Origin of the sequence: Haloferax massiliensis, assembly GCF_001368915.1 — an archaeon.
Taxonomy (GTDB): domain Archaea; phylum Halobacteriota; class Halobacteria; order Halobacteriales; family Haloferacaceae; genus Haloferax; species Haloferax massiliensis.
In genome coordinates this window covers 1,333,192-1,358,624 of sequence record NZ_CSTE01000002.1, presented here as the reverse complement: position 1 = coordinate 1,358,624, position 25,433 = coordinate 1,333,192, and the positions used below count along the sequence as shown (strand labels likewise).

Below are 25,433 nucleotides of genomic sequence, written 5' to 3'. Positions count from 1 at the left end.
GACGAGCCAGCATCGCCGTCATCGACAGGGTTTTGGCCTCCTCCGCGCTACTCGTTCTCACATGGTCGCACAGACGATGGATCGCGTTCCGCGACGGTACTGAAATTTCTGTGGTGATAGCATGCTGACCGCCGAGCGCGCGGTCTCGAAAGCCGGTCTGGACGCAGTCGCCCTCAAGCCCGCCGAGTGCGACGTGCGCGAGGCGCTGTCGGTCCCGCTCGACGTCGTCGCCATCGACTACGAGGGCCGCGAGCGACTCCCCGACGAGGACGTGCTGCGCGAACTCGCGGCCGAAAAAGAGGTTCGCCTGACCACGCCGGTCCGCGCCGACGGCTTCGACCCGCTCGGCGACGACTCGCTGTACGAGTGGCTCCCCGACGGGATTCGGCAGGTGCTCGTGGCCGGTCACGGCGCGTATCTGACCGACGACGAGGCGGGCCGCGCGGTCGCCCCCCGGCTCCGCGCCGCGAGAGAGCGCGCGCCCGACGCGTGGGTCGGCACCGAGGGCATCGAGCGAATCGCCCTCGCCGCCGGCGGCACGCAGTACGAACTCCTCTCGCGGTCGACCCGCCGGGACGTTCGGGCGCTCCGAGCGGCCGGCTTCGACGGCGAGGTCGCGGTTTACGCCCCGACCGCCCTCACCGACGACGACGACGAGATTCTCGACGCCGTCGGCGCGTACGTCTCCCGCCGGCGGCCCGTCGCTCGCGCGCTCCCCGACGACGCGTCGACGACCTCCGCGACGCCGGCATCGACCTCGTGGTCGGCTACCCCGCCCGCGGCGTCGACGAGTTCGCCGAGTAAGTCGGGCGCGCCGCCCGGGATTCTCCGCGTCTCCGAACTGACCGCCGAGCACCGGAGGCCTTTTAGGCGGTCGGCGGAGAGGACAGGTGACGGCACGGTCGGGTGGCTCCTTTCGGACCCACGTGGTTTCCACGCGGGCCACGGCCGGCCGACCTACCCCGTCTCTCAACACATCCAGAGCGACCGCGCCGCGAAGTTCTCGGCCACTCCCACGACCGGCGAGCAACTGCCATTCAAGTCGGTCGCCGACCCAGACGGGGTATGAACGAATCAGCGCGCGTCGCGGTCGTCGGCGCGGGCGCGGTCGGCCTGACGACCGCCTTCGACCTCGCCGAGCGCGGGGCGCGGGTCACGCTGTTCGAGCGCGACGCGCCCGGCGGCGGGGCGACGGGCCGCGCCGCCGGCATCTGTTACGACGCCTACGCGGAGGACATCGACGTGGCCGTCGCCGACCGCGCGATGGCCCGGTTTCGGAGCCTCTCGGGCGACGGCGGGTTCGCCTTCCACGAGACGCCCTACGTCTTCCTCGCGCGCGAGGGCGACGACGCGGCGGCCGCGGCGCTCGAAGGGGCGGTCGAGCGAATGCGCGTCCACGACCGCGCGGTGTCGCTCGTCGCGCCCGACGAACTGGCCGGCCGGTTCCCGGTTCGGACCGACGACGTGCTCCTCGCGGGCGTCGCCGAGAACGCCGGCTGGACCGACCCCGCGGCCTACGTGGACCTGTTCGTCGAGAAGTGCGAGTCCGCGGGCGTCGAGTTCCGGGTCGGCGACGCGGTGTCACTCCGGGCGGACCCGCCGGGCGTCGCCGTCGACGACGTAGTGACCGCCCGCTTCGACGCCGTCGTCGTCGCGGCCGGCGTCCACTCGCGCCGCCTGCTCGCCGACGCGGGCCACCCCATCGCGCTCAGACCCTACCGGGCGCAGGCGCTCGTCGCCGACTGCGACTACCGCGGGCCGACCGTCTACGACGCGACAGAGGAGTCGTACCTCCGGCCGCACCCCGCGGGCGTCCTCGCGGGCGACGGCGTCGAACCGGTCGAACCCGACCCCGACGACTGGGACCCGACCGCGGACGACTGGTTCGTCGCCGACGCCCTCGACGCGGTTCGACACCGGACGGCGGTCGGCGATATGGGCGAGTCGGAGGCAGACGGGTCGACCGAACCCGAACTCGACCGCGCGTGGGCCGGCCTCTGCGGGGCGACCCCGGACCGGAACCCGCTCGTCGGCGCGGTCGCCGAGGGCGTCTTCGTCGCCGCCGGCTGGCACGGCCACGGCTTCATGTGGGCACCGGCAATCGGCGAGCGACTCGCGGAGGCGGTGCTCGGCGACGGTCAGGAATCGATTCCCGGCGCGTTCGACCCCCGCCGCTTCGACGGCGACGAGGAGTTCGCGGTGGTCGAGGGGATGACGCTCGACGGCGACTAACGAGAAAACGAGGAACGGCGGGCGCGTCGCGCCCAAGACTGCACGTCAGGCGTCTTGGTCGTCCACGTCGCCGAAGTCGACTTCGTCGTCGTCGGACTCGGCGTCGGCGTCCGACTCGTCGTCCTCCTCGGTCACGGCGATGTCGCTCGCGCGCTCGTCCTTGGGAATCCGAATCTGGAGCGTGCCGTTCTTGCCGACCGTGGCGGTCCCCTCGGCGGCCTCGACCGAGGCGTCGGAGGGGATGGTCGCCTTCCCCGAGAGCGTGAGACCGCGGCCGGGGAAGCGCATCTCGTAGCCCTCGTGGAAGTCGCGGAAGCGGTCGATGCGAATCTCGACCTCGCCGTCGAGGAAGCGGACCTGCACGTCCTCGGCGCGAGCGCCGGGCGCGTCGAAGACGACGAGGTAGGCGTCCTCGGATTCGAGCAGGTCGTGGGCCAGCGGCTTGCGCTCCTGCATCTGGCTGACGCCGCGGCCGACCCGTTCGAGGACGGCGTTCGCCGCCGACTCGCCGAACTTCCGCAGGTCGCTCATAGCTGAATCTCCTCCAGCGCGCGGGACTCGCCGCAGTACGGACAGGAGAAGTCCGCCACCGTCACGTCGTCGGGCATATCGTAGGTGTAGTGCATCTCGAACATATCGAGTTCGCAGTCCTCGTTGGCGCACTTGACTTCGAGGGTCGCGGGCATGGCCGTCAGTTACGCTCCCACGCTCATAAACGCGCGGGAGGCGGAAGCGCCCCACGACGCGGCGCGGGGCCGCGAGCGCCGACCGGTTGCGTTTTCCGCGTCGAACCCGAACCGCGACCGATGACCGACCCCGCCGACCTCACCGTGACTATCGTCGACGGGTACGTCGACGAGCCGGCGCACTTCGGCGTGCCGCCGTACATCTCGACGTATCCGAGGTTCACCGCGGGTGCGGTGGTCGACGCGGGCGTCCCCGAGTCCAACGTCGTCTACCACACCATCGACGAACTCCGCGACGACAGACAGAAGTGGCGCGACGTGGCCGACGCCGACCTCATGATTTACATCGGCGGCATGACCGTCCCCGGCAAGTACGTCGGCGGGACGCCCGCCGAGCCAGACGAGGTGCGCGAACTCGCGTGGGTCGCCGAGGGCACCGCCCTGATGGGCGGGCCGATTCGCTTCGGCGTCGGCGACGAGAACGCCGGCGGCCAGGACATGGAGCGCAAGAACCTCGACTACGACTTCGTCGCCAAAGGCGACATCGAGGCGGCCGCCTACGACCTCGTCGACTCCGGCCTCGAAGGCTTCGGCAACCGCATGCGCGACAACGAGGAACTCGACCGCTGGGCCGCCACGGGCGCGTTCGTGGTCGAACAGCACCCGAACCACCCCGACCACCTCATCTGCGAGATGGAGACCTCGCGGGGCTGTGCCTACCGCTGTTCGTTCTGCACCGAACCGCTGTACGGCAACCCCGCGTTCCGCACCGCCGACTCCGTCGTCAAGGAGGTCGAGAACCTCTACGACCGCGGCGCGCGGCACTTCCGACTCGGCCGGCAGGCCGACATCCTCGCGTTCGGCGGCGACGGCGAAGCTCCGAACCCCGACGCGCTCCGCCGGCTCTACGGCGGCATCCGCGAGGTCGCGCCGGACCTCGGCACGCTCCACCTCGACAACGTCAACCCCATCACCATCGTCGGCTGGCCCGAGAAGTCCCGCGAGGCGCTCCGCGTCATCGCCGAGCACAACACGGCGGGCGACACCGCGGCGTTCGGCCTCGAATCCGCCGACCCCGTGGTCCAAGAGGAGAACAACCTCAACGTCTCCGCCGACGAGTGCTTCGAGGCGGTCAAAATCGTCAACGAGGTCGCCGGCTGGCGGCCCGGCGACGACCCCGCGGACGCGCCGACCCACGGTTCCGACGCCGCGAACCGCCTGCCGAAGCTCCTCCCCGGCATCAACCTCCTCCACGGGCTGAAAGGCGAGCGCGAGGAGACGTTCGAGCACAACAAGCGGTTCCTCCACCGCGTCTACGACGAGGGCCTCATGGTCCGCCGCATCAACATCCGGCAGGTGATGGCGTTCGACGGCACCGACATGTCCGACACGGGCGCCGACATCGCCCGCGACCACAAACAGCTGTTCAAGACGTACAAAAAAGAAGTCCGCGAGGAGATCGACCGCCCGATGCTCCGCCGGGTCGCCCCCGCGGGCACGGTCCTCCCGAACGTCCACCTCGAATACCATCAGGACGGCCGGACGTTCGGCCGCCAGCTCGGGACCTACCCGCTTTTGGTCGGGATTCCGGGCGAGCGCGAACTCGGAAAGACAATCGACGTGGCCGTCGTCGACCACGGCTACCGCTCCGTCACCGGCGTTCCCTACCCGCTCGACTTCAACGAGGCGTCGATGGACGAACTCACCGCCATCCCCGGCATCGGCCGGTCGACCGCCGGCGACATCGTGGTGAATCGCCCCTACGCCGACGCGGCCGACGTGGGCGTCGATGCCGACGTGACGAAGTACGTTCAGTAGGCGTCTCGAAACTCGAAACCTGATTCTTCACGTGCAACTACGCTCTCCCTGCGCTCCCGACTCGACCGGCGCGTTCACTCGCAAGCGTGGTGCGTCGTTCACTTGCAGTCGTGGTCTGTCGACCGCGGGAGAACTGTCGGTGAGGCGGACGGCGTCGAACCGAGAAAACAGCGCCGTCAGAAGTCGTCTTCGACGACTTCGCCGACGGCGAAGTTAGACTTGACTTCGGTGATTTCGACTTTCACGCGCTCGCCGACTTCGGTGCCGGGTACGATGATGACGTAGCCGCGCTCGACGCGGGCGATGCCGTCGCCCTGCTTGCCGATGTCCTCGATTTCGACGTAGCGGAGTTCGCCGGCTTCGACGGGCGGTTGCGGTTCGTTCGTGGGCGTCGGCCCGGCGTTCGATTCGGACTCGGCGGGTTCGTTCGACTCGCGGGAGATGAGCGCGACGCGGTAGGTCTCGCCGGGTTCGACGGTCCCGGTCTCGACTTCGCGGCGCGGAATTTCGACGACGTAACGGTCGTCCTCGGTGCGAACGTCAGCATTGAACAGACACAGGAGTTTATCTGAGATTTCCACCGTAAGACCTCCAATATGTGGTCAGGCCGGAGTGTTAAAGATGTACCGCAGTCAGCGGATTCGACTACTGAACCCGCGTCCCGTCGGGCCGTTTCGCGCCCTCCGAGTCGTGAACGACGACCTCGCCCGGGCCGGTCTCGACCGGTTCGTAGGCCTCGGTGACGCCCCGCGCCTCGCGTAGCTCTCGAATCGCCCGCTCTTTCAGCGCCCGCGCCAGTTCCTCCGCGTCCTCCCGGGAGATGTCCCGCCCGAGGCCCTCGCACTCGTGTGCGCGGACGACGCCCTCCTCGTCGACGGCCTCGCCCATCGGCTGGCTCGTCCCGCCGAGGGCGACGCTGAACGGGTAGGTCTCGCAGATGAGCGGGCGGTCCTCGTGGACCTGACAGGCACCCTGTCCCGACCCGTCTTCCTCGTAGAACCGGCAGTCGCCGCAGGCGGTCGTCTGGAGCGCCCACTCGAACGTCTCGCCCTCGGGGCCGTCGTCGCCCTCGACGAGGCCGTAGGGCATCGGGCGGGCCACGTCGCGCCACTCCGTCGGGGGTCCCGACTCGCCGTCCGAGTCGCCTCCGGCGGCGTCCTGCAGGGCGCGCACCTCGTCCGGAAAGACGGTCGCGGTGTGCGGCTCGGGGCCGTCGTCGGCCTCGTAGCCCTTGCAACAGGCCCCGCATCGCGTGCACTCGAAGCCGATGGACTCGATGGCGTCGGCGAGTTCCGACACGTCGAGGTCGCGGGCGCGGGCCAGTTCGGCGTCGAGGTCCATACCCGCGATGCGGGCGCGAGCCCAAAGAGGGGCGCGGTTTTTCGCGGGAGCGCGGCCCCCGACCACCCGCGAATCCGGACGCCGGCGACGCGCGCCCTATCGCGGTTCGACCCGCTCGGCCTCGGGGTCCCACCGGACCCGCCGCTCGGCGGCGAGTTTCTCGATGTGCGCGACGACCGTCGCGCGGGCGAGGTCGCGCACGGCGGAGACGTCCTTGTCGTAGGCGGCGTCGGTCACGGCGTCCGGGGTCGCGTTCCCGGCCAGCACCGCGTCGAGGACGGCCCGCTCGCGGTCGTTTCGGTGCGCGACGAGTCGCGCGAGCGTCGCCCGCGTGTCGGTAATTTCGGGGCCGTGACCGGGAAGCAGTCGCTCGGGACCGCGCGCGTGGAGTCGCCTGAGAGCGACGAGGTAGGCGCGCACGTCGCCCTCGGGCGCGCCCACGACGACGCTCCCCTCAGCCACCGCGAGGTCGCCGCAGAGCACGTCGTCGCCGGCGACGAAGCTCACGTGGTCGCGGGCGTGCCCCGGCGTGTCGAGCACGTTGACGCCCGCACCGACGGGGACGGTCGACCCCTCGGCGAACGTCCGATCGGGTTCGACCCCTGCCGCCGCCGCGAAGGCGCGCTCGCGGCCGCGGCGACACCAGACCGTCGCGTCGGTCTCGCGGGCGTAGGCGGCGACCGCGCCGACGTGGTCCGCGTGGGTGTGGGTGACCGCGAGGTGGTCGACGCCCTCGCGCGCGACGAGATCGTCGAGGTCGTCGGTGCGGGCCGCGGGGTCGACGAGCAGGCTGTCGCCGTCGTCGGCGACGAGGTAGGCGTTCGTCGCGCCGGTCGGCGCGCGGGTGGCGACGGGAACGGAGACGCGCGTGACGTGCATGGCGGCGGCTACGCTCGCCGATTAGTTAGGTAGTTCGAGAGAAGTGGTGGCTTGGTCTGCGGGAGTGCGCCCCCGCGGGCGTGTTCTGTCGCGCTATCGCGGGACCGCGCGCTTACGTGTTGAGGAAGTAGACCTGCTTTCGCGCGTCCTTGAAGGAGTAACGCGAGCCGACGAGGTCAGACTCTTCGAGACGGTTGAGCGCGTAGCGGACGGTGCGGTCCGGCAGCAGCGATTCCTCGGCGAGTTGGCCCTGCGAGAGGGGCGCGTCGCTTTCGAGGACTTTCGCGACGAGCTTCGCGCTCGGGGGAAGCTCGCGGAGGCGCTCTCGGAACTCGGCTTCCGAGAGCAGGTCTTCAGTATCTGGCTCTGCAGAGGTGGTGCTCATACCCGTCACAGTCGGTTGCTCCGTGTTAAGAGTTAGCTACAAGTGTGTGAAAAGAATCCAGACACATAATACACATATTAATATTCCGCGTTTGTTCGAAAATCGGCCGCGGGTAGCCGGCTCACTCCGCGTTTCGTCTCGTATCGACCGCGGGAGTGCCGAGTCGATAGCTTCCCAGCGGCGCGTGACAGTCCGGACAGTGGACGACGAGCCACCCCTCGCTGACGTGCCGTGTTAACGCGTCGGCCTCGCAGGTCGCGCCGCAGTTTTTACATGTTGGCATATGACATGATACGCGCTCAGCGGACGAAAAGCTCACTCCCACCGGTCGCCGGACCCCGCTACCGCACCGCGTATCCAGTACCGTTTTAGGGTCCCCCCCGCGAGTATGCGTAGCGTGAAAGGAAAGGAGTGGTACCAGGCCGACGAGGTCGCCCAGGAGTACGACTCGAAGCGGTTCTCCAAGGGCGGTCGCCTCATCGACCGGCGAGAGAAGGAGGCGGTCCTCGCGGCGCTCGGCCCCGTCGAGGACAAGAACATCCTCGAAATCGCCTGCGGGACCGGCCGGTTCACCGTGATGCTCGCCCAGGAGGGGGCGAACGTCGTCGGACTGGACATCTCGCGGGCGATGATGGTACAGGGGCGGGAGAAGGCCCGCAGGGCGGGCGTCGCCGACCGCATCGAGTTCCTCCGCGGCGACGCGGCGCGGCTGCCGTTCCCGGACGACCACTTCGACGCGGTGTTCGCGATGCGCTTTTTCCACCTCGCGGACACCCCGGCGAAGTTCCTCGCCGAGATGGCCCGCGTCTCGAAACGGCAGGTGTTCTTCGACACCTTCAACGACGGGAGCCTCCGGGTGGCCTACAACTGGCTGCTCCCGATGGGGTCGCGGCTCTACTCGGAAGGCGACGTGCGGCGACTGCTCGGCGACGCGGGACTCGACCTCGCGGGCGCGAACCACGACTTCGTCATCCCGTTCGGCTTCTACCGGAAGGTCCCCAACGGAATCGCACAGCCGTTCCGTTCGCTCGACCTCGCCGTCGGCGACTCGCCGCTCGGCGACGACCTCGCATCGGTGTCGTACTGGGACGCGCGGGTCGAGTCCGCCGACGAGCCGTCCCGACCGGCGACGCGGGCGAGCGACGCCGAGTGAGGCGTTCTCACGGCAGATTTTAACACGGCTCTCGATTCACATTTAAGTACGTCCACCGCAACTGTCGGGTATGGACCTCTCGGTTGTGCTCCCGACGCTCAACGGTCGGGACCGGCTCGCCACCAGCCTCGACGCGCTGGCCGAGCACGCCCCCGACGCGGAAGTCGTCGTCGTCAACGGTCCCTCCGCCGACGGCACGACCGGGATGGTGAGAGAGCGCGACGACGTGGACGTGCTGGTCGAAATCTCCGACCGCAACCTCAACGTCGCCCGCAACGCCGGCCTCGAAGTCGCCGACGGCGACGTGGTCGCACTCCTTCGATACGACCTCTCCGTCGAGTCGTCGTGGCTGTCGGCGCTCGAAGCCGGCATCGCCGACGCCGACGTGGTCACCGGGCCGATGCACCAGACGCTCCGCAACGGCATGACGACCGAGTCCCCCGAACGAAGCGCTATCAGCGGCCGCACGGTGACGTACTTCAACGGCGGGAACGTCGCGTTCCGCCGCGGGGCCATCGACGCCCTCGACGGCTTCGACGAGTACCTCCAGACGGGCGGCGCGCGCGACGCGGCCCACCGCCTCGCCGGCTTCGACCGCTCCGTCGCGTGGGCGCCCGAGATGTGCGTCCGCCGCGAGTTCGAGGCCGACGGCGGCGTCTCCGAGCGCGACTGGGGCTGGAAGTACCGCTCTCTGACCTATCGACTCGTGAAGAACTACGGCGTCAGACCGGGGACCGTCACGCGGACGGCGAAACACGCGATTTCGGACGGCGTCGACGCCGCCCTCGGCGTCGCGAAAGGAGAGGTGACGCCCTCGGGGTGGGCCGGAACCGGCCGCGACGTGGTCGGCGGCATCGCCACGGGCGTCTCCGACGGGTTGGTCGCCCGCGCCCGAGACCGGACCCGCACGCGGAACCCCCACGGTCGGTCGAAGCGCGCCGACCGCGCCGTCGCCCGCTACGACTGGCGCTGACTCGCGTTACTGTTCTCCGGGGCCGAGCGCCTCGATGACCCGCGCCGCGTTCTTCGAGAACGCCTTCGTCAGCGCGTCTTCCGACACGTCGAGCGTCAGAATCTCCATGACGCCCACGTTCGGATGGGTCTCGGGCGCGCCGCTGCCGAACAGCACGCGGTCCGGGTGTTCGAGCAGCGCGCGTTCGAGCACGCTCCGGTAGCGGACGAAACTCGTGTCGAGATAGAGGTCGTCGTGGTCGTCGAGGAGGTCGATGGCCTCGTCCATCAGCCCGCGGTCGAGCGGGAAGCCGCCGAAACTCGACAGGATGACCGGGAACCGACCGAGCAGCGACTCGGCGACGGCGCTCGGTTTGAAGACCCGTCCGCCCTCGACGAAGACGGGAAGCCCCACGTCTTCCAGCATCGCGAGCGTCTCGTCGTCGGGGAGTCCGTCGACCGCCGGCGCGAGCGAAAAGCCGTGGAAGCGGTCGTCGTAGGCGTACTGCTCGATGTCGTCGGGGTCGGCGTGGTGGTCCGCCCGCGACGACCTGAAGTTCCGGAGTCGCGCCGAGGCCCGGCCGCTCGGGTCGCGCGGGCCGTTGATGCGAGCGAACGCCAGAAACGGGCGGTCGACGCTCATCCGCGCGACCGCGTTGTTCGGGCGGAGGTAGCTCCCCTCGACCCGCTGTGCGCCCGGCGAGACGACGGCGCGGACGACGCCCGCCTGATGCAGTTCGCGCTCCAGTCGCTCGGGGCTTATCTCCCGCCCGCGCGTCGCGACCGATCGCTCGTCTGGGTCGAGACGGGCGTTCACGTCCACGACCCTGAACCCGTGTTCCAACTCCAGCATTGTGGTGTCACTCTCCGGTGGCCGCCAAATAGGTTGTAGAATCCGCCGCGGTCGTTTCACCGAGCTCACAGTACCGGGTCGTTCGTTCGCCGACGCGTGACGTTCATTCTTTCACGACAGTGCTGAGAGTGCCTGAAACGCAACTTTTTGACCTGCTATTGCCATCGTTCACGCGTGTGCCTCATCGCCGAGGTCGTCGCGCCGCTGTCCGCGCTCCCGTTCGGTTCCGCGGTCGAGGACCACGACGTGGAGCTCGAACTGGAACGCTCCGTCCCGCCCGCCTCGCGGGCGATGTCGTTCGTCTGGGTTCGCGGTCCCGACGCGGCGTCGTTCGGGGAGGCGGTGCGGTCGCTCCCGGGCGTCGACGACCTCACGCTCGTCGGTTCCGTCTCGGACCGGTCGCTCTACGGCGTCACGTGGGACGTCTCTCAGATTCCGGTCTTCGACGCGTTAGTCGAGCGCGACGCGGTTCTCTTGGAGTGTCTCTCGACCGCCGACTCGTGGTGGCTCAAGCTCCGGGTCTCGTCACACCGCGTGCTGACCGACCTCAGGCGCGAGTGGGCGGCGCACGGCATCGACACCGAGTTCGACCGCATCAGCTCGGTCGCGGCCGAGGAAGAGCCGATGAGCGGGCGGCTGACCGACACGCAGCTCGAAGCCCTGCTTCTCGCGCTCGACCGCGGCTACTTCGACGAGCGTCGGGACACCTCGCTGGACGAACTCGGCGCGGAGCTCGGCATCTCTCGGCAGGCGGTCGCCGCCCGCCTCAAACGCGCCTACCGGACGCTCGCAGAGCGGATTCGAGACGAGCGATCGCCGCGATAGCGGGTTACATAGTCAACCCACACCAATAGGTAGCCGACTACCCATTCGGACTGTATGGACGACCCGCTCGAAGATGGAGCAGGGTCCGTGGTGGTCACCTCGGTCGACCGGTACGACGAGGTGGCGGTCGCCATCGCCTCGGCGGTCGCGACAGCCACGGAACTCAATCCACTCGAACTCCCGCCCCTCTCGGATATCGGCGTCGACCCCGAAGCGCTCGACGTTCTCTTTCGCCTTTCTCACGACCCGTCCCGTCGGTTCTCGTTCAAGTACGCGGGCTATCTCGTCTCGCTGTTCGGCGACGGGACGCTCACCGTCGACACCCTCGACGAGTAGCGACGCGCCCGTCTCGGCGGTGCCTCGCTCGACCGCCGATTCGGGTCGTGGCCGCCTCCTCCGGATTCGAAAAACCGTCGCCCTGTCGTGCGATTTCGTAGCTCACTCCGGGCGAAACGTATTTATAGAACTGCAATCGTTGATAGCGGTTGAGGTTTCAACATGGCTTCACGAATGCAGCAACCGTTATACATTCTCGCAGAGGGGACGAACCGAACGCACGGCCGCTCCGCGCAGGACTCCAACATCCGCGCCGGGAAGGCGGTCGCCGAAGCCGTACGGACCACGCTCGGCCCGCGCGGCATGGACAAGATGCTCGTCGACTCCTCGGGCGAGGTCGTCATCACGAACGACGGCGCGACCATCCTCCAAAAGATGGACATCGAGCACCCCGCCGCGCAGATGATCGTCGAGGTCTCCCAGACCCAAGAGGAGGAAGTCGGCGACGGCACGACCACCGCGGCCGTCCTCACCGGCGAACTCCTCGCGCACGCCGAAGACCTCCTCGACGACGACCTCCACCCGACGGTCATCGTCGAGGGCTACACCGAGGCCGCCCGCATCGCGCAGGACGCCATCGACGAGATGGTCCTCGACGTGGCCCTCGACGACGACCTGCTCCGGAAGGTCGCCGAGTCGTCGATGACCGGCAAAGGCACCGGCGACGTGACCGCCGACGTGCTCGCCAAACACGTCGTCAAGGCGGTCCAGATGGTCCACGGCGACGGCGACGGAACCTTCCACCGCGACGACGTCCGCGTGCTCACCCGCACGGGCGCGTCCTCCTCGGCGACCGAACTCGTCGAGGGCGTCGTCCTCGACAAGGAGCCCGTCAACGAGAACATGCCCCGGTCCGTCGCCGACGCGACCGTCGCGGTCCTCGACATGAAACTCGACGTGCGCAAGAGCGAGGTCGACACCGAGTACAACATCACGTCCGTCGACCAGCTCACCGCGGCCATCGACGCCGAGGACAGCGAACTCCGCGGCTACGCGAAGGCCCTCTCGGACGCCGGCGTCGACGTGGTGTTCTGCACCAAGTCCATCGACGACCGCGTCGCGGGCTTCCTCGCCGACGCGGGCATCCTCGCGTTCAAGAGCGTCAAGAAGTCCGACGCTCGCGCCCTCGCCCGCGCGACCGGCGCGAAGCGCCTCGGCTCGCTTTCCGACCTCGACGAGTCCGACCTCGGCCGCGTCGACTCCGTGAGCATCCGCAGCTTCGGCGACGACGACCTCGCGTTCGTCGAGGGCGGCGCGGCGGCCAAGGCCGTCACGCTGTTCCTCCGCGGCGGCACCGAACACGTCGTCGACGAACTCGAACGAGCCATCGAAGACGCCGTCGACGTGGTCGTCGCCGCGATCGACAAGGGCGGCGTCGTCCCCGGCGCGGGCGCGACCGAAATCGCCATCGCCGACCGCATCCGCTCGGAGGCCGCCGGCATCGAGGGCCGCAAGCAACTGGCCGTCGAGGCGTACGCCGACGCCGTCGAGGCGCTCCCGCGCACCCTCGCCGAGAACACCGGCATGGACCCCATCGACGCGCTCGTCGACCTCCGCGCCCGCTACGAGAACGAGGGCATCGCCGGCATCATCTCCTCGGGCCGCACCGGCGAAATCGGCGACCCCGTCGAACTCGGCGTCATCGACCCCGTCGCGGTCAAGCGCGAAGCCATCGAGTCCGCGACCGAGGCCGCGACGATGATCGTCCGCATCGACGACGTCATCGCCGCCAAGTAACCGAGCCGCCCGCAGAACACACTCCCCACCGGCGGTGCGTCCCGCCGCCGGGCCACTTCGTGTCGCTTTTCGCGGTTTTGTTCTCGTAGTCGCTCCAGAGCCGCGCCGCCGAGGGATTCCTATCACGCGGGCCGCTACGTTCTTCCGTGGCGAGCGCCGAACTATCACCCAATGTCCGACGAAGTCGGGCTTCCGGAAGCCGTGTCGATGGCGATTGGAGGGATGGTCGGCGGCGGTATCTTCGCCGTGCTCGGCGTCGTCGCCGGCGCGGCCGGGACGCTCGCGTGGGCGGCGTTCGTCGTCGCCGGCGTCCTCGCGGCCTGCGCCGGCTACTCGCTGCTCCGACTGAACGGGCTGTGCGAGTCGCCGCGGTCGCCCGTCGGCTACGTCGAGCGGTTCACCGACGACAACACCACGCTCGCGGGCGTCGTGGGTTGGACGTTCGTCTTCGGCTACGTCGGGACGATGGCGATGTACGCCTACGCCTTCGGCGGTTACTTCGTCGAACTCACCGGCGTCTCGACGGTCGCCTCGGTCTCGATACAGCCGTTCGTCTCCGCGCTCACCGTCGCCGCGTTCGTGAGCCTCAACGTCTTCGGGGCGCACGCCTCGGGGCGGGCCGAAGACCTGCTTGTCGGCCTCAAGGTCGCCATCCTGCTCGTGTTCGGCGTCGGCGGCGTCGCCTACGGCGTGACCCACGGCGGCCTCGGCTTCGGCCTGTCGAACCTCGGCATCGGCCCGCTCGTCGCCGCCGCCGTCTCCTTCGTCGCCTTCGAGGGCTGGGAGCTTCTGCTGTTCGACCAGGAGAACATCGCCGACCCCCGCGAGACCGTCAGAAAAGCGGTTTACATCTCCATCGCGGGCGCGACCGGCCTGTACATCCTCGTCGCGCTCGTCACGACCAACCTCGCCGGCATCGACGCCATCCAGCAACACGCAGAGACCGCGCTCGCGGTCGCGGCCCGGCCGTTTCTCGGGCAGGCCGGGTTCGTCCTCATCTCGGTCGCGGCGCTGTTCTCGACCGGGAGCGCCATCAACGCCACGCTGTTCAGCTCCGCGCGGCTCTCGAAGCGCCTCGTCGCCGACGACCTGCTCCCGAGTCGCCTCCGCGACGAGTCCGCCGACGAGCCGATTCGCCCGCTCGTGACGCTCGGCGCGCTCGCGGCCGGGTTCGCCTTCCTCGGGAGCCTCGACGCCATCAGTTCGTTCGCGTCGCTCGCGTTCATCTGCATCTTCGGCGGCCTCTCGTTCCTCGCGTTCCGAGAGCGCGAGGACCTCGAAACCGCCGTGATTCCCGCCGTCGGGACCGTCGGCGGAATTAGCTCGGCGGCCGCGCTCCTGTGGCACCTGTTCGACGCCGAGCGCGGGACGTTCTGGACGGTCCTCGCGCTCGCGGTGGTCGTCGTCGGCGTCGAGGTGCTCTACTTCGAGCGCGAGGCCATCGCGGACGAGGTCCGCTCGGCCGAGCGGCGCGTCGAAAACGAGCTGTAGGGGTTCCGCTCTCGGCGCTCTCCCCGCCTCGGCCTCAGACTCGCGGGAGCCGCCAGTCGTAGCGGAGCGCGAGCACCCGCACCGAGAAGACGACCGCGGCGCACAGCCCCGAGGGGACGCCGGTCGGCGCGCCGACCGCGCGGGCGGCGAGGAAGGCGAGACCGCCGACGACCGCGGGCGTCGCGTAGAAGTCGTCGCGGAGGACGACCGGCACGCGCCCGATGAGGATGTCGGCGATTGAGCCGCCGCCGACGGCCGTGATGGTGGCGAGGATGACGACGCCGAACGACGTGACGCCGGCGTCGACGCCGACGAGCGCGCCGGTCGCCGCGAACGCCGACAGCCCGACCGCGTCAGTCGTCAGGAACGCCGGGTGGTCGCGCACGCGGCCCTCTATCGAGTGGATGAGGACGATGGCGACGCCGACGCCGACGAGCGCGACGCTCATGTCTCCCGTCCCCGCCAGCGACGCGGGCAGTCGGTCCACGAGCACGTCGCGGGTCGTCCCGCCGCCGAGGGCGGTCACGATGCCGAGCACCGAGACGCCGAACACGTCGAGGCCGGCCTCGGCGGCCTTGAGCGCGCCGGCGACCGCGAACGCGAGGAGGCCGACGACGTTCATCACCGCGAAGGGGTCGATGTCGGGGACGGCGACGGCGGCGGGAGCGGCGGCGAAGGCGAAAACGGGGGCGGAGACGAGGACGCCCATCAGTCGACCCGGAGTTCGACGCGGTCGCCGGGCGCGAGGCCGAACGCCTCGTCGCCGCGGCCGCGGTTCACGTCGCACTCGACGTTGCCGTGACTGCCGACGGTGAGCAGTTTCGCGCCGCGGGGGACGGCCTCGAAGGTGCGACCGACCGGCACCGACTCGCCGTTCACGGTCGCGCGGTCGCCGGCCGCCTCGCGGACGAACGCGCCCGGTACGTTGGTGATGCAGTTGCCGAAGTCGTCGACGACGAGCACCTCGCCGGTCGCCTCGCGGCCGTCGGCCGAGACGGTCGCCTCGGGGAAGCGGCGCTCGGCGAGCGAGTCGACGGGAACCGGCTCGAAGCGGTCGACCGACTCCAGCGCCGACGCGCCCGCGACGTGGGCGTCGGCGGCCGCGGGCGCGAACACGTCCCGACCGTGGAAGGTCGTCGACGCGGGGTTCGGAACGTCGATTTCGTAGGCTTCGACGGGCGCGTCGTCGGCGAGTTCGGAGGCGACGCGTCGCGCCGGCGGGCGGAGGACGCCGTTGTCGGGGCCGACGAAGACGTGGTCACCGACCCGGAGGACGACCGCGCGGCGGTCGGTGCCGACGCCGGGGTCGACCACGACGAGGTGGACCGCCGGCGGGAAGTACGGAAGCGTCTCGCGGAGCCAGAAGGCGGCCGCGCGAACGTCCTGTCGCGGGAGGTCGTGGGCCACGTCCACGAGTCGCGCGTCGGTCCGCGAGAGGACGACGCCCTTCATCGCGGCCGGGTACGCGAGCCCGAAGTCGGACGCGAGGGTAATCATCTCAACAGGGGTTGGGGTCGCGGTCCTCTCCGTCGGCGACGCGCTCTGCCCCGTCGGTGGCCGTGACGCGCTGGAGGCGCTCGATACCGTCGATTTCGCGGACCACGTCGGCCACCTCGTCGGGGACGAGCGACTCCCAGTCGCGGTCCTCTATCATGCGCTGGCGGACCTCCGTGCCCTCCAGCACCTCGCGGTTGAACATGGGCGATTGGTGGACCTCGACGCCCGCCTCCTTGAACAGTTGGATGACGAGCGGGTTGTTGGAGTACGCCACCTCGAACGCGGGGGACATCGACTGGACGTGGCTGACCCACACCGAGTTGCGGTCGAGGTCCTCGATGGGGACGGCGTAGGTCGTGATGTCGAAGTCGGTGACGGCCTTGTTGACCATCATGATTCGCTCGCCCGCGGTGAAGGGGTTCCGCGGCGAGTGCGAGTCGCCCGCGGACCCGATACCGAGGACGAGTTCGTCGACTTCGGTGGCAATCTCTTCGACCATTCGGTGGTGGCCGTTGTGGTACGGCTGAAAGCGGCCGATGTAGAACCCCCGCATGCGTCGGCCGTTAGTCCGGATTACTTATAAATACGCCGAGTTGGGAGAACTCCGGTATTCTGGTGGTAGGGCGGTCGAAACGCGAGGTTACGGCAAGGTACGCCGGATGAAACCGGGGAGAAAGTATATCAGTCGCAGGGCCTACGTTAGAAGTAGCGACGACAGTTCTATGAGTAACGATACGAACACCGACGACAGCCTCCACGAGCGGGAGGATTCACCCGACGACGCGCCCTCGGAAGAGGGCATCGACGACGGGGGGTCGCTCCAGCACGACGAGGCCGAAGAGGTCGACAAGAAGACGATCGACGACCTCGGGAGCGATGTCGAAATCGACGCCGACGTGGCCGAGAACGTGGACGAAGACGACCTCCTCGGTGGTCTCAAGATAGAGACGACCGACGAGATTCCCGTCCCGGACCGCCTCGTCGACCAGGTTATCGGACAGGAGCACGCCCGCGACGTCATCATGAAGGCGGCCAAACAGCGCCGCCACGTCATGATGATCGGCTCCCCGGGGACGGGGAAGTCGATGCTCGCCAAGGCGATGTCCGAGCTTCTCCCCCGCGAGGAGCTTCAGGACGTGCTCGTCTACCACAACCCCGACGACGGCAATCGCCCCAAGGTCCGCACGGTCCCCGCGGGCAAAGGTGACCAGATCGTCGAGGCGCACAAAGAAGAGGCACGCAAGCGCAACCAGATGCGCTCGTTCCTCATGTGGATCATCATCGCGGTCGTGCTGGGCTACTCGCTCATCATCGCCCAGCAGGTCCTGCTCGGCATCCTCGCCGCGGGTATCATCTATCTCGCGTTCCGCTACGGCTCGCGCGGCAGTGACGCGATGATTCCGAACCTCATCGTGAACAACGCCGACCAGAAGTCCGCGCCGTTCCAGGACGCCACGGGCGCTCACGCGGGCGCGCTCCTCGGCGACGTCCGCCACGACCCGTTCCAGTCCGGCGGCATGGAGACGCCCAGCCACGACCGCGTCGAACCCGGCGCGATTCACAAGTCGAACAAGGGCGTCCTGTTCATCGACGAGATCAACACCCTCGACGTGCGCAGTCAACAGCACCTGATGACGGCCATCCAGGAGGGCGAATTCTCCATCACGGGCCAGTCCGAGCGCTCCTCGGGCGCGATGGTCCAGACCGAGCCCGTCCCGACGGACTTCATCATGATCGCCGCCGGGAACCTCGACGCGATGGAGAACATGCACCCCGCGCTCCGCTCCCGTATCAAGGGCTACGGGTACGAGGTGTACATGGACGACACCATCCAGGACACCCCCGAGATGCGCCGCAAGTACGCGCGCTTCGTGGCCCAGGAGGTCACCAACGACGGGCGGCTCCCGCACTTCACCGAGGAGGCGGTCGAGGAGCTCATCCTCGAAGCCCGCCGCCGCGCCGGTCGCAAGGGCCACCTCACCCTCGAATTCCGTAACCTCGGCGGTCTCGTCCGCGTCGCCGGCGACATCGCCCGCGGCGAGAACGCCGAGCTGACCACCCGCGACCACGTGCTCCAGGCCAAGCGCCGCGCGCGCTCCATCGAACAGCAGATCGCGGACCAGTACATCGAGCGCCGCAAGGACTACGAGCTGTCGGTCAACGACGGCTTCGTCACCGGCCGCGTCAACGGCCTCGCCGTCATGGGCGAAGACTCCGGTATCATGCTCCCCGTGATGGCCGAAGTCACGCCCTCGCAGGGCCCCGGTCAGGTCATCGCGACCGGCCAGCTCAAGGAGATGGCCGAAGAGTCCGTCCAGAACGTCTCGGCCATCATCAAGAAGTTCTCCAACCAGGACCTCTCGGAGATGGACGTGCACGTGCAGTTCGTCCAGACCGGCCAGCAGGGCGTCGACGGCGACTCCGCGTCCATCACGGTCGCCACCGCCGTCATCTCCGCGCTGGAGGACATCCCCATCGACCAGTCGGTCGCCATGACCGGCTCGCTGTCGGTGCGCGGCGACGTGCTCCCGGTCGGCGGCGTCACCCACAAGATCGAGGCCGCCGCGAAGGCCGGCTGTTCGACGGTCATCATCCCCGCCGCCAACGAGCAGGACGTGATGATCGAAGACGAGTACAAGGAGATGGTCGACATCATCCCCGTCTCGCACATCAGCGAAGTCCTCGACGTCGCCCTCGAAGGCGAACCCGAGAAGGACTCGCTCGTGGACCGCCTCAAGAGCATCACCGGCTCCGCCCTCAACAAGGGCCAGGGCGTCAAAGGGCCCTCCAGCCCCAGCCCGCAGTAACGCCGGATGACCGACTGGGCGGCGTTCGCGGGCTTCACCGGCCTCGTCCTCGCCGTCTTACTCTCTCTCGCGCACTTTTCTCGCGGCGTCCCGCACGCTGAGGAGACCGGCTCCGACGCGCCCGCGGCTCCCCACGACTCTGAGTCCGGCCCCGCCCAAAACGCCCGAGTCGGTTCGCCGGACGACCCCGTTTCTACCCCCGCCGAACCGGACGAAACGCACGAACCAGCCGACCCCGACACCGTCTCGCTGGCCTCCTTCTCGGTCGATTCGACCGACGCGTCGCCGCGACCCGAGCCGCCGACGCTCCCTGGGGGCGACGGCGCGGCCGACGCCGAGTCCGACGTGACGGCCGGTTCCGAACCCGACTCGGACCGGGAACCCCCCGGCGTCACCGCGGCTCCCGTCTCGGCCGTCTCGGAGCGCTCCGCGTCCGCCGCCGACCTCCCGCCGCATCTCCTTCTCGCCAACGTCGCGCTCTCGCAGGCGTTCCTCGGCGGCTTTCTCGGCCTCGGCGCGTGGTACGCCGGCGTGCCGGCCGCGGCGCTCGGCTTCTCCGTCACCGACCTCCCGGCGAAGTTCGCTCTCGGCGTCGGACTCGGCATCGCGCTCTACGGGGCCAACCGAGTCGGTTCGACGGTCAGCGAGCGGTTCGGCATCGCGCCCGACGAGGCGGTCCGCGAGTCGCTGACGCCGCGGACCGCCGCGGGCTGGGTGTTCCTGTTCGCGGTCGCGCTTCCCCTCATCGCCGGCTTCGAAGAGCTGTTGTTCCGGGGCGCGCTCGTGGGAGCGGTCGCCGCCGGCTTCGACGTGTCGCCGTGGCTCATGGCGGCCGTGTCGTCGGCCGCCTTCGGCGCGGGCCACGGCGCGCAGGGTCGACTCGGCATCGTCGTCACCGGCCTCCTCGGGTTCGTCCTTGCGGCGGCGTTCGTCCTCACCGGGAGCCTGTTGGTCGTGGTCGTCGCCCACTACCTCGTGAACGCGCTGGAGTTTGCGGGCCACGAGCTGTTCGGCTGGTAGCGGCGGCTCACCACGTCGGCGTCGGCGACGACCGCCGAATCGCTCGCCGTCGCGGCCGCGGCGCGGGGATGCGTTCAAGTGTCCGCACCACGCGTAGCCGGTATGGACATCGACACGCGGCAGTTGACGCAGGCGGGGCTCATCGGCTATCTGGCGCTCGTCGTCGCGGCGTTCGCCACGGGGAACCCGACGCTTCGACTCGCCGCCGACGCCGCCTTCGGGCTGACGGCGGTTCTCCTCGGCGTCGTCACGCTCCGGATTCCGGTCGACAGCCGACTCAAGTACGTCGCCGGCGGCGGCTTCGTCCTCGCGGGGCTCTCGCAGTTCGCCGAGCTCGCGACCGGCGTCCAGTCGGTCGGACTCGCCAGCACGCTGTTCCTCCTGGGCGGCCTGCTCGGCTATCTCGCGCTCCGCCGCGAAACCAACGCGACGCCGTTCTGAGGGAGTCCGCAGAAATTAGATTCCTTCCGACTTTCGGAGCGCCTCGACCACGTCGTCGGGGGCGGCGCTCGGGCCGTCTTTCACCCGGTGGTCGGGGACGACGACCGGGACCGGGTTCGCCGCGAGCGCCTCGCGGACGACGCGCTCGGAGTCGTCGTCCTCGGGGTCGAGGCCGGCCATGCGGACGAGCAGGGCCACGTCGACCGTGTCGCCCCGCGGGACGTTCCGCAGGGACTCCAGCACGCTCCGCTGGTCGGTCGGGACGGTCAGGCCGATTGGGACCGACGAGAGGTCCGTCTCGCCCCGGTCGATGGCGGCCAACACGGCGTCGAGGTGTTCGTGGTCCGACTCGGCGTCCGCCGGCAGCGACTCCGGAAACGAGACGTTGATGACCTTTCCGCTGACCACGCCGACCTGCACCGGGCGGCCGAGCGTCGACGATTCGCGCGCGTAGATTCCCGAGACGGGCATACGTTCGGCTCCCGTCGCCGGAGGCTTGACCCTTCCGGCGACGGCGTGGGGGCTCGCACCCTTCGACGACTCGCGCTCGCCCGCGAGCGTGCGGGAGACGGTGAGTGTCCCCGCCGACGCAAGTCTTATGTACAGATACGTGCGTTAGTGTACATTAATGAACGCCAGTGGAGACGAATTAGCTCCCGACGTGCGCGCCATCCTGGAGGCCGCGCGGGAGCGACCCGGCGGGGAGACGCGCGTGTCGGTCGACGCGCGGTCGTTCCCGGAGGCCGTGGCCGAAACTGAGGCCGCGGGGCGGGTTCCCGTCATCGCCGAGGTGAAGCCCACGAGTCCGACGACCGAGGGCGTCCGCGAGGACGACCCGGTCGAACTGGCCCGCGAGATGGTCGCCGGCGGCGCGACGGCGCTGTCGGTCCTCACCGAACCCGAGCACTTCGGCGGCTCCGCCGAGTCGCTTCGGCGCACCCGCGAGGCCGTCGACGTGCCCGTCCTCCGCAAGGACTTCATCATGCACGAGGCCCAACTGGACGTCGTCGAGTCCGACCTCGTGCTCCTCATCGCGCGGTTCGTCGGTGACGACCTTCCGGACCTCGTCGAGGCGGCCCGCGACCGCGGCTTCCAGCCGCTCGTGGAGGTCCACACGCGCGAGGAACTCACGGCGGCGCTCGCGGCCGGAGCCGACATCGTCGGCATCAACAACCGCGACCTCGGGCAACTCGAAGTCGACCTCGGCACGTTCGAGGGACTCGCGCCGGAAGCGCCCGAGGACGTGCTCCTCGTGGCCGAAAGCGGCGTGAAGACGGTCGAAGACGCGCGGCGGATGCGCGAGGCCGGTGCCGACGCCCTCCTCGTCGGGACGGCCATCATGGACGGCGACGTGCGACAGAACACGGAGACACTCACACAATGAGCGCAGACGGCAAATTCGGCGACTACGGCGGACAGTACGTTCCCGAGGCCCTCATGCCGGCAATCGAGGAACTGACCGACGCGTACGAGCGGTACGTCCTCGACAACGAAGACGGCTTCATGGACGACTTCCGCGCGCGACTGCGGGACTTCGGCGGGCGGCCGACGCCCCTCCAGCGCGCGGACCGGCTCTCCGAGCGCTACGACCGCGAGGTGTACCTCAAGCGCGAGGACCTCGTCCACGGCGGCGCGCACAAACTCAACAACGCGCTCGGGCAGGTCCTACTGGCGAAGTACATGGGCAAAGAGCGCATCATCGCCGAGACCGGCGCGGGCCAGCACGGCACCGCCACGGCGATGGCCTGCGCGCACCTCGATATGCCCTGCGAGATTTACATGGGCGAGCGCGACATCAACCGCCAGCGCCCCAACGTCTTCCGGATGAAGCTCAACGGCTCCGAGGTGAACCCCGTCACCGTCGGCCGCGGCACGCTCAAGGAGGCCATCTCCGAGACGATGCGCGACTGGGCGACCAACGTCGAAGACACCCACTACGTCATCGGCTCCGTCGTCGGCCCACATCCCTTCCCGAGCATGGTCCGGGACTTCCAGTCGGTCATCTCCGAGGAGGCCCGCACGCAGGCCAGAGAGAAACTGGGTCGGCTCCCCGACGCCGTCGTCGCCTGCGCGGGCGGCGGCTCGAACACGATGGGCGCGTTCGCCGAGTTCGTCGACGACGAGGAGACCGCGCTCTACGCCGTCGAGGCCGGCGGCTCGACGCTCGAAGTCGACGAGGAAGCCGGCGTCGCGCCCAACTCGGCGTCGCTCACGACCGGCACGGAGGGCATCCTTCACGGCGCTCGCACCCGGCTCCTACAGGACCGCGACGGCCAGATTATGGAGTCGCACTCGGTGTCGTCCGGCCTCGACTACGCCGGCGTCGGCCCCGAGCTCGCGTACCTCGTCGACACCGGTCGCGTCACCGCCGTCAACGTCGACGACGACGAGGCGCTGACCGCGTTCCACCGGCTCTCCCAGATGGAGGGCATCATCCCCGCGCTGGAGTCGGCCCACGCGTTCGGCTACCTCGAATCGGTCGTCGGTCCCGACGCGCCCGACCCCGAGGAAGCGGACGACCTCGGCGAGTACGTCGTGGTCAACGTCTCCGGTCGCGGCGACAAGGACCTCGAATCGGCCATCGAGGAGACCTACGAGCGCGACATCGACATCGCGCCGAACATGGACGAGTTCACGGGGGGCCTGTGATGTCGCTCGAAGACGCCTTCGCCGACGGCCCGGCGTTCGTCCCCTACCTCGCCGCCGGCGACCCGGACTACGAGTCCTCGCTTCAGTACGTCGAGGCGCTCGAACGCGGCGGCGCGGACGTCATCGAACTCGGCCTTCCGTTCTCGGAACCCATCGCCGAGGGGCCGACCATCCAGAACGCGGTGGTCCGGTCGCTCGAAGGCGGCATGACGCCGACTCGGTTCTTCGAGTTCGTCGAGGACCTCGACGTGTCGGTGCCGCTGGTCTGTATGACCTACTACAACCTCATCTACCGCTACGGCGATGAACCCGGTCCGCGGCCGTTCGTCGAGAAGGCGGCCGAGGTCGGCATCGAGGGCTTCGTCGTCCCCGACCTGCCGGCAGAAGAGGCCGACCCACTGCGCGAGGCCTGCGACGAGTTCGGCCTCGACCTCGTCTTCATCGTCGCGCCGACGACCCGCGGCGACCGCCTCGACCGCATCATGGAACGGGTCTCGGGCTACGTCTACGTGCAGGCGCGCCTCGGCACGACGGGCGCGCAGTCGAGCGTCTCCGACCAGACCGGCTCGTCGCTCGAACGACTCGCCGACTACGACGTGCCCAAGGCGGTCGGCTTCGGCATCAGTAGCGGCGACCACGCCGAGCGCATCGTCGCCAGCGGCGCTGACGGTATCATCGTCGGCAGCGCGCTCGTGGACATCGTGGCCGAGGGCCACGAGAACGGCGACGACGCCGAAACGGTCGCCGACCGCCTCGAAACGCTCGCCCGCGAGCTGAAAGACGGCGCGGTCGCAGGCGCGTCGCAACGCCCACCGCATCCGGAACGCACATAACTGCTCTGCCACCCTTTCTCATACATGAACACAGACATCGGACTCTCCGCACGACTCGACCGCATCTCCACAGACGGGCGATACCTCATCGTCCCGATGGACCACGGCATCACCCTCGGCCCGGTCACGGGCCTCGTCGACATCGAATCCACCATCGACGGCATCACGCGCGGCGGCGCCGACGCCGTCCTCACGCACAAGGGCACCGCGCCGCGCGTCCACCCGAACAAGAACGGCAAAGGCTACATCGTCCACGTAAACGGCTCGACGGTCATCGGCCCGGACGAAAACGACAAGCGACTCACCGGCACCGTCGAAGACGCCCTCCGCGTCGGTGCCGACGCCGTCTCCTTCCACATCAACGTCGGCTCGGACTACGAGCCCGACCAGATGACGCAACTCGCCGACCTCTGTTCCCGCGCCGCCGACTTCGGCGTGCCCGTCCTCGCGATGTCCTACGCCCGCGGCCCCGGCATCGACGAACAGGACCCCGAGGCGCTCGCCCACGCCGTCCGCCTCGCCGAGGAAGTCGGTGCCGACGTGGTGAAGACCGCCTACAGCGGCGACGCCGACTCCTTCGGTCGCGTCGTCGAGGCCACGCGCCTGCCGGTCGTCATCGCCGGCGGCAGTCGCGGCACCGACCGCGAGACGGTCGAGATGGTCCGCGGCACGATGGACGCCGGCGCGGCCGGCGTCTCCATGGGTCGCTCCATCTTCCAGCACGAGAACCCCGAGGCCATCACCCGCGCCGTCAGCGCCGTCATCCACGACGACGCAGACGTGGACACCGCGCTCGAACGCGCCGGGCTCGGCATCGAGGCGTAACGCGGCCGCGGCGTTCCGACGCTTTTCGGCTTTTTCGACCCGGCCTACAGATAGATACCCGCCGAGCGCGAACTCCGAGCATGCGCGTCACGATGTGGGGGTTCGCGGTCGATATCGACGACCGACTCGTCGGCTGTTCTGCCGACTCGCTCCGAAACCAACTCGCCGAGTACGAAGACGGCGAGCGCCGCGAGTTCGACGTAGACGTTCGGTTTCCCGACTCCTTCACGGCGAGGTGATGCGCGTCATGGCGTCGATTCCGCACGGCGAGACGCGCACCTACGGCGAGGTCGCGGCCGAACTCGACAGCCACGCGGTCGCCGTCGGCCAGGCCTGCGGGCGGAATCCGGTCCCGCTCGTCGTCCCGTGTCACCGCGTCGTCGGCGCGGACTCCCTCGGCGGCTTCTCCGCGGCCGGCGGCGTCGACCTGAAGCGCGCGCTCCTCGACCACGAGCGCGGCGCGGTCCAGACGGGGCTGGACGCGTTCTGACCGATTTCATATCGCCGTAATTGATTTATTCTGCGGTCGAAGGAGTCGAGCGACGCCACGCGCACTGGAGAGGTGCTTCCACCGATTCGATTGAATTCGCACTCTCCGTCCTCCTCGGTTCGAATTCGGTTGCGGACTCGAACGATGGGGTCGTCGCGACTGAGTGCCCCCCGACCTTGCCGCG

27 protein-coding genes and 2 pseudogenes are annotated in these 25,433 nt (G+C 69.2%); 17 read left to right on the top strand and 12 right to left on the bottom strand.

Translation table 11 applies throughout. The annotated features are described in order from the left end of the window. The first annotated feature begins 121 nt into the window (after positions 1-121). Both BN996_RS10980 and BN996_RS10975 read left to right on the top strand, forming a co-directional pair. Positions 122-804 (top strand): annotated as a pseudogene (locus tag BN996_RS10980) (DUF7388 family protein). Positions 805-1,065: 261 nt separating this feature from the next. After that, positions 1,066-2,232: an NAD(P)/FAD-dependent oxidoreductase gene (locus BN996_RS10975; protein ID WP_089778987.1), complete on the top strand. Its 1,167-nt coding sequence runs from the start codon at positions 1,066-1,068 to the stop codon at positions 2,230-2,232. Between the two features lie 45 nt (positions 2,233-2,277). Here the strand turns inward: BN996_RS10975 and BN996_RS10970 are convergent, their stop codons facing one another. Next, a complete protein-coding gene (locus BN996_RS10970; protein ID WP_089778986.1) occupies positions 2,278-2,763 on the bottom strand; it encodes an Hsp20/alpha crystallin family protein in 486 nt (161 codons plus the stop codon). Continuing rightward, positions 2,760-2,918 (bottom strand): DUF7559 family protein, encoded by a 159-nt coding sequence (locus BN996_RS20140; RefSeq protein ID WP_167344130.1) that lies wholly within the window; start codon positions 2,916-2,918, stop codon positions 2,760-2,762. Before BN996_RS20140 ends, BN996_RS10970 begins: the two co-directional genes overlap by 4 nt. Positions 2,919-3,038: 120 nt before the next feature. On the opposite strand from BN996_RS20140, the gene BN996_RS10965 reads away from it, so the two are divergent. Further along, positions 3,039-4,736 (top strand): radical SAM protein, encoded by a 1,698-nt coding sequence (locus BN996_RS10965; protein ID WP_089778984.1) that lies wholly within the window; start codon positions 3,039-3,041, stop codon positions 4,734-4,736. Positions 4,737-4,912: 176 nt separating this feature from the next. Here the strand turns inward: BN996_RS10965 and BN996_RS10960 are convergent, their stop codons facing one another. From BN996_RS10960 to BN996_RS20135, 5 genes are all read right to left on the bottom strand, one after another. After that, positions 4,913-5,317: a TRAM domain-containing protein gene (locus tag BN996_RS10960; protein WP_089778982.1), complete on the bottom strand. Its 405-nt coding sequence runs from the start codon at positions 5,315-5,317 to the stop codon at positions 4,913-4,915. Positions 5,318-5,381: 64 nt separating this feature from the next. Then, positions 5,382-6,077, bottom strand: a complete 696-nt coding sequence (locus tag BN996_RS10955; protein WP_089778980.1) for a YkgJ family cysteine cluster protein — start codon at positions 6,075-6,077, stop codon at positions 5,382-5,384. A gap of 96 nt (positions 6,078-6,173) precedes the next feature. Next, positions 6,174-6,956, bottom strand: coding sequence for an MBL fold metallo-hydrolase (locus BN996_RS10950; protein ID WP_089778978.1), 783 nt, complete (start codon positions 6,954-6,956; stop codon positions 6,174-6,176). 112 nt (positions 6,957-7,068) lie between these two features. Further along, positions 7,069-7,341, bottom strand: coding sequence for a winged helix-turn-helix domain-containing protein (locus BN996_RS10945; protein ID WP_004971253.1), 273 nt, complete (start codon positions 7,339-7,341; stop codon positions 7,069-7,071). Between the two features lie 121 nt (positions 7,342-7,462). Next, entirely contained in the window at positions 7,463-7,624 is a 162-nt protein-coding gene (locus tag BN996_RS20135) for a hypothetical protein (protein WP_167344129.1), read from the bottom strand. A 114-nt stretch (positions 7,625-7,738) separates the two neighbouring features. On the opposite strand from BN996_RS20135, the gene BN996_RS10940 reads away from it, so the two are divergent. Together BN996_RS10940 and BN996_RS10935 are read left to right on the top strand one after the other, a co-directional pair. Continuing rightward, positions 7,739-8,494: a class I SAM-dependent methyltransferase gene (locus BN996_RS10940; RefSeq protein WP_167344128.1), complete on the top strand. Its 756-nt coding sequence runs from the start codon at positions 7,739-7,741 to the stop codon at positions 8,492-8,494. Positions 8,495-8,564: 70 nt separating this feature from the next. Beyond that, positions 8,565-9,467, top strand: coding sequence for a glycosyltransferase family 2 protein (locus BN996_RS10935; protein WP_089778974.1), 903 nt, complete (start codon positions 8,565-8,567; stop codon positions 9,465-9,467). Positions 9,468-9,473: 6 nt separating this feature from the next. Here BN996_RS10935 and BN996_RS10930 read toward each other — a convergent pair whose 3' ends face one another. Beyond that, on the bottom strand, positions 9,474-10,298 hold the full coding sequence (locus tag BN996_RS10930; RefSeq protein ID WP_089778972.1) for an amidohydrolase family protein: 825 nt from the start codon (positions 10,296-10,298) through the stop codon (positions 9,474-9,476). A 174-nt stretch (positions 10,299-10,472) separates the two neighbouring features. On the opposite strand from BN996_RS10930, the gene BN996_RS10925 reads away from it, so the two are divergent. The 4 genes from BN996_RS10925 to BN996_RS10910 all read left to right on the top strand — a co-directional run bounded on the left by BN996_RS10925 (position 10,473) and on the right by BN996_RS10910 (position 14,687). Further along, positions 10,473-11,123 (top strand): helix-turn-helix domain-containing protein, encoded by a 651-nt coding sequence (locus BN996_RS10925; RefSeq protein ID WP_089778970.1) that lies wholly within the window; start codon positions 10,473-10,475, stop codon positions 11,121-11,123. Positions 11,124-11,177: 54 nt separating this feature from the next. Then, on the top strand, positions 11,178-11,459 hold the full coding sequence (locus BN996_RS10920) for a HalOD1 output domain-containing protein (protein ID WP_089778968.1): 282 nt from the start codon (positions 11,178-11,180) through the stop codon (positions 11,457-11,459). Positions 11,460-11,633: 174 nt separating this feature from the next. Further along, positions 11,634-13,196, top strand: coding sequence for a thermosome subunit alpha (gene thsA, locus BN996_RS10915; protein WP_089778966.1), 1,563 nt, complete (start codon positions 11,634-11,636; stop codon positions 13,194-13,196). A 171-nt stretch (positions 13,197-13,367) separates the two neighbouring features. Next, positions 13,368-14,687, top strand: a complete 1,320-nt coding sequence (locus BN996_RS10910) for an APC family permease (protein WP_089778964.1) — start codon at positions 13,368-13,370, stop codon at positions 14,685-14,687. 34 nt (positions 14,688-14,721) lie between these two features. Here the strand turns inward: BN996_RS10910 and BN996_RS10905 are convergent, their stop codons facing one another. From BN996_RS10905 to BN996_RS10895, 3 genes are read right to left on the bottom strand one after another with little or no spacing between them, the layout of a single operon-like run. Further along, positions 14,722-15,396, bottom strand: a complete 675-nt coding sequence (locus BN996_RS10905; protein WP_193310936.1) for a trimeric intracellular cation channel family protein — start codon at positions 15,394-15,396, stop codon at positions 14,722-14,724. Further along, complete coding sequence (locus BN996_RS10900) at positions 15,396-16,184, bottom strand: SAM hydrolase/SAM-dependent halogenase family protein (protein WP_089778962.1); 789 nt, start codon at positions 16,182-16,184, stop codon at positions 15,396-15,398. Before BN996_RS10900 ends, BN996_RS10905 begins: the two co-directional genes overlap by 1 nt. Before the next feature lies 1 nt (position 16,185). Beyond that, complete coding sequence (locus tag BN996_RS10895; RefSeq protein ID WP_089778960.1) at positions 16,186-16,737, bottom strand: nicotinamide-nucleotide adenylyltransferase; 552 nt, start codon at positions 16,735-16,737, stop codon at positions 16,186-16,188. A 169-nt stretch (positions 16,738-16,906) separates the two neighbouring features. On the opposite strand from BN996_RS10895, the gene lonB reads away from it, so the two are divergent. The 3 genes from lonB to BN996_RS10880 all read left to right on the top strand — a co-directional run bounded on the left by lonB (position 16,907) and on the right by BN996_RS10880 (position 20,452). Then, the gene (gene lonB, locus BN996_RS10890) at positions 16,907-18,991 is read left to right on the top strand and encodes an ATP-dependent protease LonB (protein ID WP_007275142.1); all 2,085 of its coding nucleotides are present in this window, start codon (positions 16,907-16,909) and stop codon (positions 18,989-18,991) included. A gap of 6 nt (positions 18,992-18,997) precedes the next feature. After that, positions 18,998-20,011: a CPBP family glutamic-type intramembrane protease gene (locus BN996_RS10885; protein WP_089778958.1), complete on the top strand. Its 1,014-nt coding sequence runs from the start codon at positions 18,998-19,000 to the stop codon at positions 20,009-20,011. Positions 20,012-20,113: 102 nt separating this feature from the next. Further along, positions 20,114-20,452, top strand: coding sequence for a hypothetical protein (locus BN996_RS10880; RefSeq protein ID WP_089778956.1), 339 nt, complete (start codon positions 20,114-20,116; stop codon positions 20,450-20,452). 15 nt (positions 20,453-20,467) lie between these two features. On the opposite strand, the gene BN996_RS10875 is transcribed toward BN996_RS10880, so the two are convergent. Next, positions 20,468-20,923 (bottom strand): MGMT family protein, encoded by a 456-nt coding sequence (locus tag BN996_RS10875; protein ID WP_089778954.1) that lies wholly within the window; start codon positions 20,921-20,923, stop codon positions 20,468-20,470. A gap of 157 nt (positions 20,924-21,080) precedes the next feature. On the opposite strand from BN996_RS10875, the gene trpC reads away from it, so the two are divergent. From trpC to BN996_RS10850, 5 genes and pseudogenes are all read left to right on the top strand, one after another. Next, the gene (gene trpC / locus BN996_RS10870) at positions 21,081-21,836 is read left to right on the top strand and encodes an indole-3-glycerol phosphate synthase (protein WP_089778952.1); all 756 of its coding nucleotides are present in this window, start codon (positions 21,081-21,083) and stop codon (positions 21,834-21,836) included. Next, positions 21,833-23,101 carry a tryptophan synthase subunit beta gene (gene trpB, locus BN996_RS10865; protein WP_089778950.1) on the top strand — a complete coding sequence of 423 codons (1,269 nt, stop codon included), beginning with the start codon at positions 21,833-21,835 and terminating at the stop codon, positions 23,099-23,101. Before trpC ends, trpB begins: the two co-directional genes overlap by 4 nt. Continuing rightward, positions 23,101-23,934 carry a tryptophan synthase subunit alpha gene (gene trpA / locus BN996_RS10860; RefSeq protein WP_089778948.1) on the top strand — a complete coding sequence of 278 codons (834 nt, stop codon included), beginning with the start codon at positions 23,101-23,103 and terminating at the stop codon, positions 23,932-23,934. Before trpB ends, trpA begins: the two co-directional genes overlap by 1 nt. Positions 23,935-23,958: 24 nt before the next feature. Further along, positions 23,959-24,759, top strand: coding sequence for a 2-amino-3,7-dideoxy-D-threo-hept-6-ulosonate synthase (locus BN996_RS10855; RefSeq protein WP_089778946.1), 801 nt, complete (start codon positions 23,959-23,961; stop codon positions 24,757-24,759). Positions 24,760-24,839: 80 nt separating this feature from the next. Beyond that, positions 24,840-25,249 (top strand): annotated as a pseudogene (locus BN996_RS10850) (methylated-DNA--[protein]-cysteine S-methyltransferase). The last annotated feature ends 184 nt before the right edge of the window (positions 25,250-25,433 follow it).